Source organism: Micromonospora sp. NPDC000442, assembly GCF_042898635.1.
Classification (GTDB): Bacteria; Actinomycetota; Actinomycetes; order Mycobacteriales; family Micromonosporaceae; genus Micromonospora.
The window spans coordinates 418,651-430,726 of the sequence record NZ_JBIAYZ010000001.1; the positions used below are offsets into that span (position 1 = coordinate 418,651).

Genomic DNA, 12,076 nt, shown 5'->3' on the forward strand with positions numbered 1-12,076 from the left:
ACTGACGGTGCCGGCCCCGGATGACGGGGCCGGCACCGGCGTATGCGGGTCAGGCGGCGCGGCGATGGTGCCGCCCGGAGCTGGCCGGCACCGGGCGTACGGCCTGAGGCGCGGCACCGGCCGGGTCGAGCCAGACCTGGACGGCCGGACGGGACGCCAGCTCGCTCGGCCCACCCACCGACTGCTCCCGCCGGGCCAGCATCGCCACGTCGACGGTGAACTCGAAGAGGCGCCAGTCGGCGTGCGGGGCGGCCCGCGCTGCGAACGCCAGCCGGGCGACCGTGGCGTCGTCCGTGACGGGTCGGGCGCGACCGGCGACGTACGCCTCGTCGTCGCTCTCCTCCGGCGGGAACGAGTGCAGCGCGTAACGGCCGTCGCGTTCCAGGTCGCGCCGCTTCGGTGAGTCGATGACGAAGCAGTAGAGACCGTCTTCGGTGATCACCGGGGAGACCGGGTGCACCCGGGGCCCGCCGTCGGAGCGGACCGTGGCCAGGTAGCCGAAGCCCGGGCCGTACTGCTGCATGAGAAGGCGGATCCCGTCGGCGAGTCGAGGCTCGTCAGCGGCGAATTCGGACCAGGAAGCCATGCCGACATCCTATCGAACACACGTTCGAAGCGGGTAGTCCGACACGCGTGTCGCATACCGGCAGCTATGGTGTGGCGATGCTGCTCTCCGACCGCGACCTGGTCTCCGAGATCAAGGCGGGCACCCTGGCGCTCGAACCATTCGAGCCCACCCTGGTGCAGCCCTCCAGCATCGACGTACGTCTGGACAAACTGTTCCGGGTCTTCAACAACCACCTCTACACCCACATCGACCCGGCCACCCGGCAGGACGACCTCACCTCCCCCGTCGAGGTGCCCGACGGCCAGGCGTTCGTGCTGCACCCGGGCGAATTCGTGCTCGCCTCGACGCTTGAGGTCATCTCGCTGGGCGACCAGCTCGCCGGCCGCCTCGAAGGCAAGTCCAGCCTGGGACGACTCGGCCTGCTCACGCACTCCACCGCCGGCTTCATCGACCCCGGCTTCTCCGGTCACGTCACCCTGGAGCTGTCCAACGTGGCCAACCTGCCGATCACCCTCTGGCCGGGCATGAAGATCGGGCAGCTCTGCATCTTCCGGCTCTCCTCGCCCGCCGAGCACCCCTACGGATCGGCCGTCTACGGCTCCCGCTACCAGGGTCAGCGCGGCCCGACGCCGAGTCGTGCCTGGCAGAGCTGGCGCACCTGGCCCACCCGGTGACACCACAGCCACGCCGCAGCCGTTGATCCACCGTCCCGCGCCTACGTCCGCCCGCCTCAGCCGGGCCGGCCGAAACTGTGCACCGGGCTGCTGTCCAGCCGCTTCATCTTGACCGGCTGACCCGCCCGGGAGGCGTGCACCACCCAGCCACCACCGACGTACATGCCGACGTGGTGCAGGTCCCGGTAGTAGAAGACGAGGTCGCCGGGGCGCAGTGCGCCGCGACTGACCGACGCGGTGACCCGACGCTGCCGTGCCGCGTTGTGCGGCAGTGCGACACCGGCCCGCGACCATGCGGCCAGCGTCAGCCCGGAACAGTCGTACGCGTTCGGCCCCTCGGCGCCCCAGGAGTACGGCTTGCCGATCTGGGAACAGGCGAAGGTGACCGCCTCGCCGGCCGGTCCGCCGGGGTAGCTGGCCGGACAGGGGGCCGGCCGCAGCGGCCCACCACCTCCCTTTCCGTACGCCCGCAGCCGGAGCCGCTGCAGCCGGTCGATCTCGGCGTCGATCTGTCGCCGCTTCGCCGCGAGATCGGCCTCGGTACCGGTGAGCTGATCGATGGTGCGGTCGAGCCCGGCCTTGGCGGCGGCGAGTTCGTCGCGCAGTTCACTCGCGTGCCGGACGTCCTGCTGCTGGAAGCGGGCGTACCGGTCGAGCAGGCCGAGCTGCTCGACGACCTCGCCCAGCGACCGGCTGCCGAGCAGCGTGTTGACGGCCCGTACCTGCTCACCCTTGTACGCGCGGGCAGCGAGCTTGCCGACCCGGTCCATGGCCTCGTCCACCTGCCGTTGCAGCGGCGCGATCCGGGCGGCCAGCGCGTCCGCCTCCCGCCGCTTGCCGGCCAGGTCCTGCCGGGTGGCGTTGTGCTGTTCGATGACGGGTTCGAGCCGGTTCCAGTCCTCGTCGATCTGGCGCTCGATGTCGGCGACCGTGGGGTCGGCCCCGGCCGCCGCCGCGCCGCCGGTCAGCATCACGGCGGTCGCGGCCAGTGCGGCAAGGATGCAGCGGTACCAGCGGAAACGCGGCGCAGCCGTCGGTCGGCCGGGCATCCCCGGCCGCGGTGACGGTGGCCGCGGGGCATGGTGTGCCACCGGGCTCAGCACTCCTTCTTCCCATACCGCCTACCGGGTTAGCTGACGGGTTCGGGCGGGAAGGGGCGCCCTACCGTGACTCGCACGGATTCACCCCGGGTACCTGGTTCCCCGGCTCGCTGAGGAGCGATTCGGCGGTGTCGGACCGTTACCGCCCTGGGTGGGCGGAACTGCCAGCGGCCGACGATTGCCCAGCGTAGGGACGATCGGAGTCAATACGCAACACAACCGCACCGTCACCGTGGGTGCTGACATCTGACAATGGCGAGGGCCCCCGTCGACTTGACCGGGGGCCCTTGGGCGTTCCTGCGCGACCGCTCAGCGGGCGCGGGTGGTGACTCAGCCGGGTCGGCGGAAGCCGGCGATCGGCATGGTCGTGATGGGCGATACGTTCACCGGTTTACCGGCTCGAGCCGCATGCACCATCTGGTTGTTGCCCAGGTAGAGCCCGACGTGGTGCAGGTCGCTGAAGAAGAACACCAGATCGCCGGGGCGGGCGTCGGAGCGGGAGATGGCCTTGCCCTCGTTCCACTGGGCACCGGTGAAGTGGGTCAGCGAGATGCCGGCGGCCCGGTACGCGTACTGGGTCAGACCGGAGCAGTCGAACGAGTTCGGCCCGGTGGCACCCCACACGTACGGCTTGCCGACCTGGGCGCAGGCCGTCCTGATGGCGGTGCGGGCGGCGTCGCTGACCACACCGTTGATGGTCGGGCAGTTGGTGGTCTTCACCGTGGTCACCGGCAGCGACCGTTCGAGCCGCTTGATCTCGGCGTCGATCTTCTTCTTCTTCGCCGCCAGATCCTTCTCCTGCTTCTCCTGGGAAGCGATCAGGGCGTCGAGCTTGGCCTTCTGGTCGTCGTACTTCTTGCGGATCTTCATGACGCCCTCGAGCTCGCGGCGCTCCTGCGACGCGAGCCGGTCGAGGAGGGCCATCTGCTCACCGAGATCGTCGGGCTTCGCGTTGAGCAGTACCGCACCGAGTTCCGCGGACGGGCCGCTGATGTAGTAGCGGGAGGCGAGGTCGGCCACCCGGTTCATCGCCAGCTCGGTCTCCAGGGCCAGCGGCTCGATCTTCTTCCCCAGGCTCTTCGACTTCTGCCGGTTGACCCGCAGCTCGGAGCGCACCTTGTTGTACTGCTCGATGGTGGGTTCCAGCTTCCGCCACTGCTTGTCGATCTGGGCCTCGATCTCGTCGACCGAGGGTTCGGCGTACGCGGGGGCGGCGAGCAGGCCGCCACCGACCGCGGCGGCGGCGACGAGGACAACCAGCGCACGGGCGGCCCTACGCAGGCCACCCGGACGGGATAGTCCTGGCGCACGACGATGAAGGGGCATGGTTGCCACCGGCAGCGTCTCCTTTGCAACCGACCGCCGGGCGTCCCGCGAGCGGTAAGGGGCGGGGACAGAGGACCCATGGCGGTCGGTGCCCCACATTAGGGAACAGCAGGTGGGGAATCAAGGCGACCAACGGCTCATTCACCTTTGCGCGACGGTACGCACACAAAGGGTGTCGACCGATTCGTTACAGTTACGTGCGCCAATACAAAACCGGGCGGGACAGCACCGGTTGAGGTGCCGTCCCGCCCGATGCGTACGCGCCGGTCAGCCGGCCACCGGCGTGCTCTCCCCGGTGCCACCCACCCGCTCGGGCTTTACCGACCGGAGCAGCACGCTGGCCACGTCGATCACCTCGACCTGCTCTCCGGCACCCTTGCCGTTCACCCCGTCGGTGAGCATGGTCGAACAGAACGGGCAGCCGACGGCGACCGTCCTCGCTCCGGTGGACATGGCCTCCTCGACCCGGTCCACGTTGATCCGCTTGCCGATGCGCTCCTCCATCCACATGCGGGCACCACCGGCACCGCAACAGAAGGAGCGCTCGCTGTTACGCGGCATCTCGGTCAGCTCACCCTCGATCGCGCTGCCGAGCACCTCGCGTGGCGGGGTGAAGACCCGGTTGTGCCGCCCCAGGTAACACGGGTCGTGGTAGGTGACGCCGCCGTCGACCGGCTGCACCGGGGTGAGCTTGCCGGTGGCGACCAGGTGGGCCAGCAACTGGGTGTGGTGCACCACCTCGAACTCGCCGCCCAGTTGGCCGTACTCATTGCCCAACGTGTTGAAACAGTGCGGGCAGGTTGCGACGATCTTGCGCTTGGCCTTCTCCCGGCCCTCGAACGCCTCGTTGAGGGTCTCGACGTTCTGCTGCGCGAGCATCTGGAAGACGAACTCGTTGCCGATCCGCCGGGCCGGGTCGCCGGAGCAGGTCTCCCCCTCGCCGAGGATGGCGAAGGAGACCCCCGCCTCGTTGAGCAGGGTCGCGACGGCCCGGGTGGTCTTCTTCGCCCGGTCCTCGAACGCACCTGCGCAACCCACCCAGAAGAGGTACTCGAAGTCCTCGACCTCGCCGACCCGGGGCACCTCGAAGTCGAGCCCCTTGGTCCAGTCCTCACGGGTGTTCTGCGGCGCACCCCACGGGTTGCCCTTGTTCTCCAGGTTGCGCAGCATCACGCCGGCCTCGGAGGGGAAGCTGGACTCGATGAGCACCTGGTAGCGACGCATGTCGACGATGTGGTCGACGTGCTCGATGTCCACCGGGCACTGCTCCACGCAGGCACCGCAGGTGGTGCAGGACCAGAGCACGTCGGGGTCGATGACGCCGCCGGACTCGGCGTCGCCGATCAGCGGCTTCTCCGCCTCGGCGAGGGCCAGCACGTCGAGGTGGGCGAGCTGCGCGGCGGTGGCCTTCTCTTCACCGGTGAGGTCCTTGCCGCCGCCGGCCAGCAGGTAGGGCGCCTTGGCGTACGCGTGGTCCCGCAGGCTGAGCACCAGCAGTTTCGGCGACAGCGGCTTTCCGGTGTTCCAGGCCGGGCACTGCGACTGGCAGCGGCCACACTCGGTGCAGGTGCTGAAGTCCAGCAGACCCTTCCAGGTGAACTGCTCGACCTGGGCGACGCCGAACTGGTCCTTCTCCGGGTCGGCCTCCTCGAAGTCGAGCGGCTTGCCGTCGCTCATCATCGGGCGCAGCGCGCCGAGGCCGGAGCCGGCCGCACCCGGCTTGCGCTTGAAGAAGATGTTGGGGAAGGCGAGGAAGCGGTGCCAGGCGACACCCATCGTCACGTTCAACGAGATCACGATGACCCAGGCCATCGAGATCGAGATCTTGATCAGCGCGGCGACACTGACGCCGGACTCCCAGCCCGGCAGCAGGGCACCGACCGCGTGGCTGAGCGGGGTGGCCCAGGTGGGGTACTCGAAGTGGTCGGTGGCCACCTTGAAGCCGCGGATCACGAAGCCCATGACCAGCACGGCGAGGACGACCGCCTCGACGAAGTAGCCCTGCCACATGGTGGAGCCGGTGAACCGCGACCGGCGTCCCGCCCGGTTCGGCCGGTTAGCCACCCGGATCGCGATCAGGACGCCGATGCCGATGACGCCCAGAATGCCGATCCACTCGGTGACCAGCCCGTAGAGCGTCCACGACCCGATAAGCGGCAGCCCGCCGGTCGGCGACACCACCTCGAAGTACGCCTCGAGGACCAGCAGCGACAGCACGATGAAGCCGACCATCACGAACCAGTGCGCCGCACCCACCACGCTCCAGCGGAGCATTCGGGTGTGCCCGGCGGTCTCGGCCAGCATGGTCCTGGTGCGGCTGACCTTGTCGCCGGAACGGGTCGGATCGGGCTGACCCAGCCGGATGACGGCCACCATCTTCGAGACCGCGCGTACCGCAAGCCACACCGCAACGGCGGTGATGGCGGCCGCGAGGATCGTGGTGACGATCTGGACGCTGCCCATCGAGTTGGCCTCCCGGTCTGCTGCCTGTCGAGCGGCTCGGCGACCGGGGCGTCGGTGCGATCGTCGACCAACGCCGCCGCACCTCAACCTGATCGGTCGATGACCTCGCTCCGCTCGGTCATGCAGTGCAGCCTACGCGCAAGGTTACCCAGCAGTAACGTGAGTCATCTCGCACCAGGGGCCACGCTGCCCTGCGCACACCTTAGGAGGCCGGCGACGCCACCGCTCGGGCGGGCCGCCGGTGGTGCCGGACAGTCATGGCCTTGAGCTGCGGGTCAGCGCCAGCGGGAGAGCACGATCAGGGAGGCGACCATCGCGCCGAACCCGACCGCCAGGTTCCAGTACCCCAGCTCCATGACCGGGTACTCCTGCTCGGAAAGGTAGTAGACCACCAGCCAGCCGATGCCGAAGACGATCAGCGACACCGCCAGAACCGGCAGCCACATCGGGCTGGGCTTGTTGGTGGCCGCGGTCGTCGCCGTCGGGCGGACGTCCGTAGGCGGGGTGTACACCTTCTTCTTGCGGACCTGAGACTTGGGCACGGCGCTCTCCAGAGGGGTTACGACCTCGTCCGGCCTGACAACCGGGCGCGAGGGCGACGGTCCATGGCCAATAATGTTCGACAGCTAGCGTAGTCCGGAAGACCCGTCCGATCCACGAATGAGGTGAGACCGGTACCGGGCAGCACCGGAAAACAGGACAACACGGCTGGCGCCCCGGCCCGCACCGGGTGGCGTCGGAGCGCGATGACGAGGGGGACTGGACCGTGGAGTACACATCCGGCGCAGCGTCGTGGCAGAAGGCGCTGCGACGACTCGTCGCCGGGTTGCTGCCTCGGCGACCACGTCAACGCCGGCCGTTCTGGTCGGTAGGTGTACCGCTGATCGCCCTGGCGGCCGGTCTGCTCTTCACCACGACGGCCACGACGGCGGGCGGCACCGCCCTGCGCGAGGACCGCCGACCCCAACTGACCGAGCTGATCGAGGACCGCCGCGCGCAGGTGGCGGCGAACGAGGAGCGGGCCGCCACGCTGCGCGGGGAGTTGGAGAGCCGGACGGCCGTCCTCGCGAACTCCGACGGTCCGATCAGGGAACAGCAGCAGCGGGCCGACGCCAGTCGGGCCGCTGCCGGCTTCACCGCCCTCACCGGTTCCGGTCTGACCGTCGAGCTCAACGACGCACCGCAGCTCAGCAATCTGCCCGAAGGGGCCTCCAACGACGACCTGGTCGTCCATCAGGGCGACGTGCAGGCGGTGGTCAACGCGCTCTGGGCCGGCGGCGCCGAGGCGATGTCAATCATGAACGTGCGCGTGCTGGCAACCAGCGCGGTACGCTGCGTGGGTAACACCCTGCTGTTGCACGGCCGGGTGTACTCCCCACCTTTCAAGATCGTAGCAATTGGCGATCCCGCCGCACTCCGGCAGGCCCTCGCCGCTTCCGAGGGAGTCCGGTGGTTCAGGGACGCGGTCGACAACTACCAACTCGGCTACTCAGAGACCCCTGGCACCGTCACGGTGCCCGCCTTCGAGGACTCCACCACCCTGCGTTCGGCGACGGTGCCGGCGGTGCCGCAGTGAGCCCGCGGTGAGCCCGCAGTCCGACGGTCGGCACCGCGACCAGACCGACGAGCCGACCGCCTTCCTGCCCAAGGTCGAACGGTCCGAGTCCGCCGACGCCCGTGCGACGGGCGCCTGGCCCGACCCGGTGCTGCCGACCCGGTCCGGGCCGTCCCAGGCACCGCATGTTCCGCCGCCGACAGCTGCTCCGCGTCCGAACGATCAGGCTTCCGCCGGGGGTCGGCCGCCGGAAGGCCAGCGGCCGACCAACTCCGGCCGCTTCGACGGTGCCGCCGAGGCCACCCCGCCCGTCGGCGGCCGTTGGGACGCCCCAGCGCCGACGGACCCGCCTGCCCGGAGCACGACCGCACCTACCGGCTGGAGCGCACCTGCTGGGTCGGAGCGGGCCAACGCGCCGACGGCCGACCGTCGGGGTGCCGGCCCGGGCCAGGAGCAGTCGACCGCACCCGGACGTCGGGACACCGCCCCGGCCACGGACCACCGGGCGAACCAGTGGGACGCTGCGGCGACCACCGGGCGCAGCGTCAACCAGTGGGACCCGGCACCGAGCGGGCAACGTCCGGTGGATCCCGACCGTACGGCTAACCTGTGGGACTCGACGCCCGGCCCGGCTCGTGACGCCGCCGGCCGGCAACAGGACGCCGCAAACAACGACCAGTGGCATGGCGTACCCCTGCCGTCGGGTCAGCCGGACATCCCGGTGGGGCCCACGCCGTGGCGCGGGGCCTTCCAGCCGACCCGGGGCGCGGGCGACCCGCAGCAGCCGAGCAGCGCCCGGCCGTCCGGCGCGGACGCCGGTCACGCCGGATCCGGTCCCCTGGGCGTCACCGGTCAGCCGGGCCGGACGGTCCCGGACGACACCACGGCCCGGCCGGGCAACGGCAAGGCAACCGGCACCCCACCGCCCTGGCCCGGTGCCCGACCACCAGGCTCGACCCTGGCCGGGACCGGAGCGGTGCCCCCCAACGGCAGTACGACCTGGCAAAACGGCGAGCAGCCGAGACAGCCCGCCGGGCTCACACAACCTGCCGCTGTGCGACCGGCCACGCCACCGCCCGGTCAGTCATCCCAGCCTTCGCAGCCGGCGCCGACCCCGCAGTTCAGGGCACCCTACGGCGATCACACGCCGCGTCCCGGCGCCAGCCAAGCCGGCACCGCAGCTCCGGCACCGCACGCGTCGGGTCCCGGGTCCGGGCAGCCCGCCAACCCAGCTCCGGCACCGCACGCGTCGTACGTCGGACCGGCGAGCAACGGTGGGTCGGCGCAACCGCCGTATCCCGGACAGCCGGGCCCGACCGGTCCGGCAACGCAGCCGTCGCGCCCTGCGCAGGCGGGTCAGGAGAGGTCGACACCGCATCCGCCCCGCCCCGGGCAGGCTGGCCAGGAGCGGCCCGCCGCAAGTGGTGCGGCATACCCGGCACCCGGCCAGGGTGACTGGTCCGGTGAGGGCCCGACCGCGTTGATGCCGAAGATCGGCGACCTCACCGGCGCGGCACCTGCCGGCAGGGGAACGGAACCGACCAGGGCGAACCGGGCGACGACCGGGCAGCCCGGTACCGCCCCCAGCCCGGCGGCCACGGACCGTCCGACTACCCCGACCAACTCCACCTCGGGCCAGCCAACCCGCCCGGCAGCACCGGGCCAGCCGTCCGCGCCGAGCCGACCGGTCGACCCGGGGGCGACCGCCCTCATCCCGGCTGTCACCGGGGCGAGGCCGAGTGCTGCGCCCGCACTGGACTCGACCGCCCTGATGGGTGCCGTACCCCGGCCACCCAAGGGCGAGGAACCGTCCGACGGCGCCGACCAGCCCGGCGAGGCACCGAAGCCGCGGCGCGGTGACCGGGTGGTGCAACTACGCCCCCACCAGACGGGCGAGGGCTACAAGAGCGTCTACTCGGAGCTGACCCGTCCGTCGCTGTGGTCCCGGGTGCGTACCGGCCTGCGGTTCAGTGGCGAGCTGCTGATCACCTTTGGCCTGGTGGTGCTGCTCTTCGCCGGCTACGAGATCTGGGGCAAGTCGGCGATCGTCGACGCCCACCAGGGCGAGTTGAGCGAGCAACTGGCCCAGGCGTGGGCACCCGAACCGGCTACCGACCCGACGGTCACGGCGTCAGCCAGCCCGTCCGCCAAGCCGAAGCCGGCGGTGCAGGGCACGCCGATCGCCGGGCTCTACATTCCGAAGTTCGACAAGGAATGGGTCGTGGTCGAGGGTGTCGGCCAGCAGGACATCCGGTACGCGCCGGGCCACTACCCGGACAGCGCCATGCCCGGCCAGGTGGGCAACTTCTCCGTGGCCGGGCACCGGAACCGGGCCACCTTCTGGCGGCTGGACGAGCTGCGCGAGGGCGACCCGATCCTGGTCGAGGGCCGCGACGAGTGGTACGTCTACCAGGTGACCGAGAGCGTGGTCGTCAAACCGACGCAGGTCGAGGTGGTGGCTCCGGTGCCGGGTCGACCGGGCGAGAAGCCGACCAAGCGGATGCTGACCCTGACCACCTGCAACCCGAAGTTCGACAACTACGAGCGGTTGATCATTCACGCCGAGTTGACGCGTACCCAGCCCAAGGCCGAGGGACGCCCGGCGGAGCTGGGGACCTGACGATGTACGCCTGGATCTGGCGCAAGCTGCCCTTCGGGCTGCCCGGCAAGCTCGCCGGCAGCCTCCTGCTCGCCACCACGATGGTGGCGTTGCTGTGGTACGTGGTGTTTCCCTGGGCGGAACCGCTGCTGCCCTTCGACGACGTGCAGGTCACCCAGGACGACTCCGGCGTACCGGGCACCCCGGACGGCGACGTCGGGCCCGGGGACGACGGCGCGGTCGATGACGCTCCAGCGGGCGACGAGCACGATCTGCCGTACGACACCGACCGGAACAACACCCCGCCGCCGGACGAGGACTAGTGAGACCGATGCGCGTCCTGGTGATCGACAACTACGACTCGTTCGTCTTCAACCTCGTGCAGTACCTCGGCCAGCTCGGCGTGGAGTGCGAGGTACGACGCAACGACGAGATCGAGGTGGCCGAGGTCGGGCGGGTCGGCGCGGCCGGCGTCCTGCTCTCACCGGGCCCGGGCACGCCCGACCGGGCCGGCATCTGCCTCGACGTGATCCGCGAGTACGCCGGCAAGCTGCCGATCTTCGGGGTGTGTCTGGGGCACCAGGCCATCGGCGAGGCGTTCGGGGCGACCGTCACCCGCGCCCCGGAACTGCTGCACGGCAAGACCTCTGAGGTCCGGCACGACGGCACCGGCGTCCTCGCCGGCCTGCCCGACCCGTTCACGGCGACCCGCTACCACTCTCTCGCCGTGCTGCGGGAAACCCTGCCGACCGAGCTGGAGGTGACCGGCTGGACGGCCTCCGGGATCGTCATGGCGATGCGCCACCGCACGCTGCCGATCGAGGGCGTCCAGTTCCATCCCGAGTCGGTGCTCACCGAGGGTGGTCACCTGATGCTTGCCAACTGGCTCGCCGCCTGCGGCCACCCCGAGGCCCTGGAGCGCGCCCCGGAACTGGCCGCCGAGGTCGACGCCCGCCGTCTCGCCGCCTTCGCCACCACCTGACGCCGCACAACGACGTCCGGGACCGCCGCGTGGATCACGGCGGTCCCGGATACGACCGGCGGCGCTGGACCACCGCCCGGGCCTCGGCTCGCTCGGGCGAGCCCTGTGAAACCCCTAGTAACGACTGGTGCAGGACCAGATCGACGGGCCACCGATCTGCGTGTCGTAGCAGGCCTTGTAGGTGTAGCCCGCGTCGTCGAGCATGGCGGTCCAGACGTTGGTGCCGTTGAACCGGCCGTCGTGGTTGTAGACCGAGAGGCGGAGATTCCCGTTGGCGTAGTACCCGAAGCCGGCGATGGAGGTGTAGCAGCAGCCGCGGCTCCACGCCGTTCGGCAGGTCGGGCTGTACCGCAGCTCGACTCGCGAGTTGTAACCGTTGTACTTGCTGTAGATGGTCACGGCGTCGGTGCTGCAGTAGGCGTAGTTCGACGGGCCACCCGGCATCGGTGCCAGGAACGACGCGGGGTCCTTGCCGTCACAGGCCGAGCCGCAGGCGTCGCCGACCGCGAGGGTCGAGCTGAGTGCCCGGACGGCGGCCGGGTCCGCGATGGTCTCGACGCTTCCGTCGGCGTGCCGGACGGTGCGGCTGGGCAGGGTGACCTCCGCCCGGCCGTCCCGCTCCTTGGCGATGGCTTCCTCCCGGGTCGGCTTGGCGGGTTCGGCTGACGCCACGACAGGAGAGGCCGTCGTTTCCGACGGCCCGGCCGCCATGGACTGCCCAGGTGCGACGAAGAGGAGCGGGATCAGTGCGGCGAGCAGTATGGACGCGCGGACAGGTTTACGCATGATTGGAACCCCCGTGCTGTGAT

12 protein-coding genes and 1 riboswitch are annotated in these 12,076 nt (G+C 70.5%); of the genes, 5 read left to right on the forward strand and 7 right to left on the reverse strand.

Annotation, left to right across the window (positions count from 1 at the left end):
* Nucleotides 1–49: 49 nt before the first annotated feature.
* Nucleotides 50–586, reverse strand: a complete 537-nt coding sequence (locus tag ACFY2A_RS02035; protein ID WP_387167222.1) for a pyridoxamine 5'-phosphate oxidase family protein — start codon at nt 584–586, stop codon at nt 50–52.
* Between the two features lie 77 nt (nt 587–663).
* Between ACFY2A_RS02035 and dcd the strand changes: the two genes are divergently transcribed.
* The gene (gene dcd, locus ACFY2A_RS02040) at nt 664–1,242 is read left to right on the forward strand and encodes a dCTP deaminase (protein ID WP_155217059.1); all 579 of its coding nucleotides are present in this window, start codon (nt 664–666) and stop codon (nt 1,240–1,242) included.
* A 56-nt stretch (nt 1,243–1,298) separates the two neighbouring features.
* On the opposite strand, the gene ACFY2A_RS02045 is transcribed toward dcd, so the two are convergent.
* From ACFY2A_RS02045 to ACFY2A_RS02060, 4 genes are all read right to left on the reverse strand, one after another.
* Nucleotides 1,299–2,291, reverse strand: coding sequence for an NlpC/P60 family protein (locus ACFY2A_RS02045; RefSeq protein WP_387167226.1), 993 nt, complete (start codon nt 2,289–2,291; stop codon nt 1,299–1,301).
* A gap of 54 nt (nt 2,292–2,345) precedes the next feature.
* Nucleotides 2,346–2,480: riboswitch (cyclic di-AMP (ydaO/yuaA leader) on the reverse strand.
* 192 nt (nt 2,481–2,672) lie between these two features.
* Nucleotides 2,673–3,683, reverse strand: a complete 1,011-nt coding sequence (locus ACFY2A_RS02050) for an NlpC/P60 family protein (RefSeq protein WP_387167523.1) — start codon at nt 3,681–3,683, stop codon at nt 2,673–2,675.
* A gap of 252 nt (nt 3,684–3,935) precedes the next feature.
* On the reverse strand, nt 3,936–6,131 hold the full coding sequence (locus ACFY2A_RS02055; protein ID WP_387167229.1) for a (Fe-S)-binding protein: 2,196 nt from the start codon (nt 6,129–6,131) through the stop codon (nt 3,936–3,938).
* Nucleotides 6,132–6,406: 275 nt separating this feature from the next.
* Nucleotides 6,407–6,673, reverse strand: a complete 267-nt coding sequence (locus ACFY2A_RS02060) for a cell division protein CrgA (RefSeq protein WP_099848285.1) — start codon at nt 6,671–6,673, stop codon at nt 6,407–6,409.
* Between the two features lie 224 nt (nt 6,674–6,897).
* Here ACFY2A_RS02060 and ACFY2A_RS02065 point away from each other — a divergent pair, with 224 nt between their 5' ends.
* Nucleotides 6,898–7,707 (forward strand): DUF881 domain-containing protein, encoded by an 810-nt coding sequence (locus tag ACFY2A_RS02065; protein ID WP_363921191.1) that lies wholly within the window; start codon nt 6,898–6,900, stop codon nt 7,705–7,707.
* Between the two features lie 1,335 nt (nt 7,708–9,042).
* On the opposite strand, the gene ACFY2A_RS02070 is transcribed toward ACFY2A_RS02065, so the two are convergent.
* A complete protein-coding gene (locus ACFY2A_RS02070; RefSeq protein ID WP_387167232.1) occupies nt 9,043–9,399 on the reverse strand; it encodes a hypothetical protein in 357 nt (118 codons plus the stop codon).
* 58 nt (nt 9,400–9,457) lie between these two features.
* On the opposite strand from ACFY2A_RS02070, the gene ACFY2A_RS02075 reads away from it, so the two are divergent.
* Genes ACFY2A_RS02075 through ACFY2A_RS02085 form a run of 3 tightly spaced genes read left to right on the forward strand, consistent with a single transcriptional unit; the run spans nt 9,458 to nt 11,267 of the window.
* Nucleotides 9,458–10,306, forward strand: a complete 849-nt coding sequence (locus ACFY2A_RS02075; protein WP_387167235.1) for a class E sortase — start codon at nt 9,458–9,460, stop codon at nt 10,304–10,306.
* Between the two features lie 2 nt (nt 10,307–10,308).
* A complete protein-coding gene (locus tag ACFY2A_RS02080; RefSeq protein WP_387167237.1) occupies nt 10,309–10,608 on the forward strand; it encodes a hypothetical protein in 300 nt (99 codons plus the stop codon).
* Between the two features lie 8 nt (nt 10,609–10,616).
* Nucleotides 10,617–11,267, forward strand: coding sequence for an aminodeoxychorismate/anthranilate synthase component II (locus tag ACFY2A_RS02085; protein ID WP_387167240.1), 651 nt, complete (start codon nt 10,617–10,619; stop codon nt 11,265–11,267).
* Nucleotides 11,268–11,381: 114 nt separating this feature from the next.
* On the opposite strand, the gene ACFY2A_RS02090 is transcribed toward ACFY2A_RS02085, so the two are convergent.
* The gene (locus ACFY2A_RS02090; RefSeq protein ID WP_387167243.1) at nt 11,382–12,053 is read right to left on the reverse strand and encodes a DUF2690 domain-containing protein; all 672 of its coding nucleotides are present in this window, start codon (nt 12,051–12,053) and stop codon (nt 11,382–11,384) included.
* Nucleotides 12,054–12,076 lie beyond the last annotated feature (23 nt).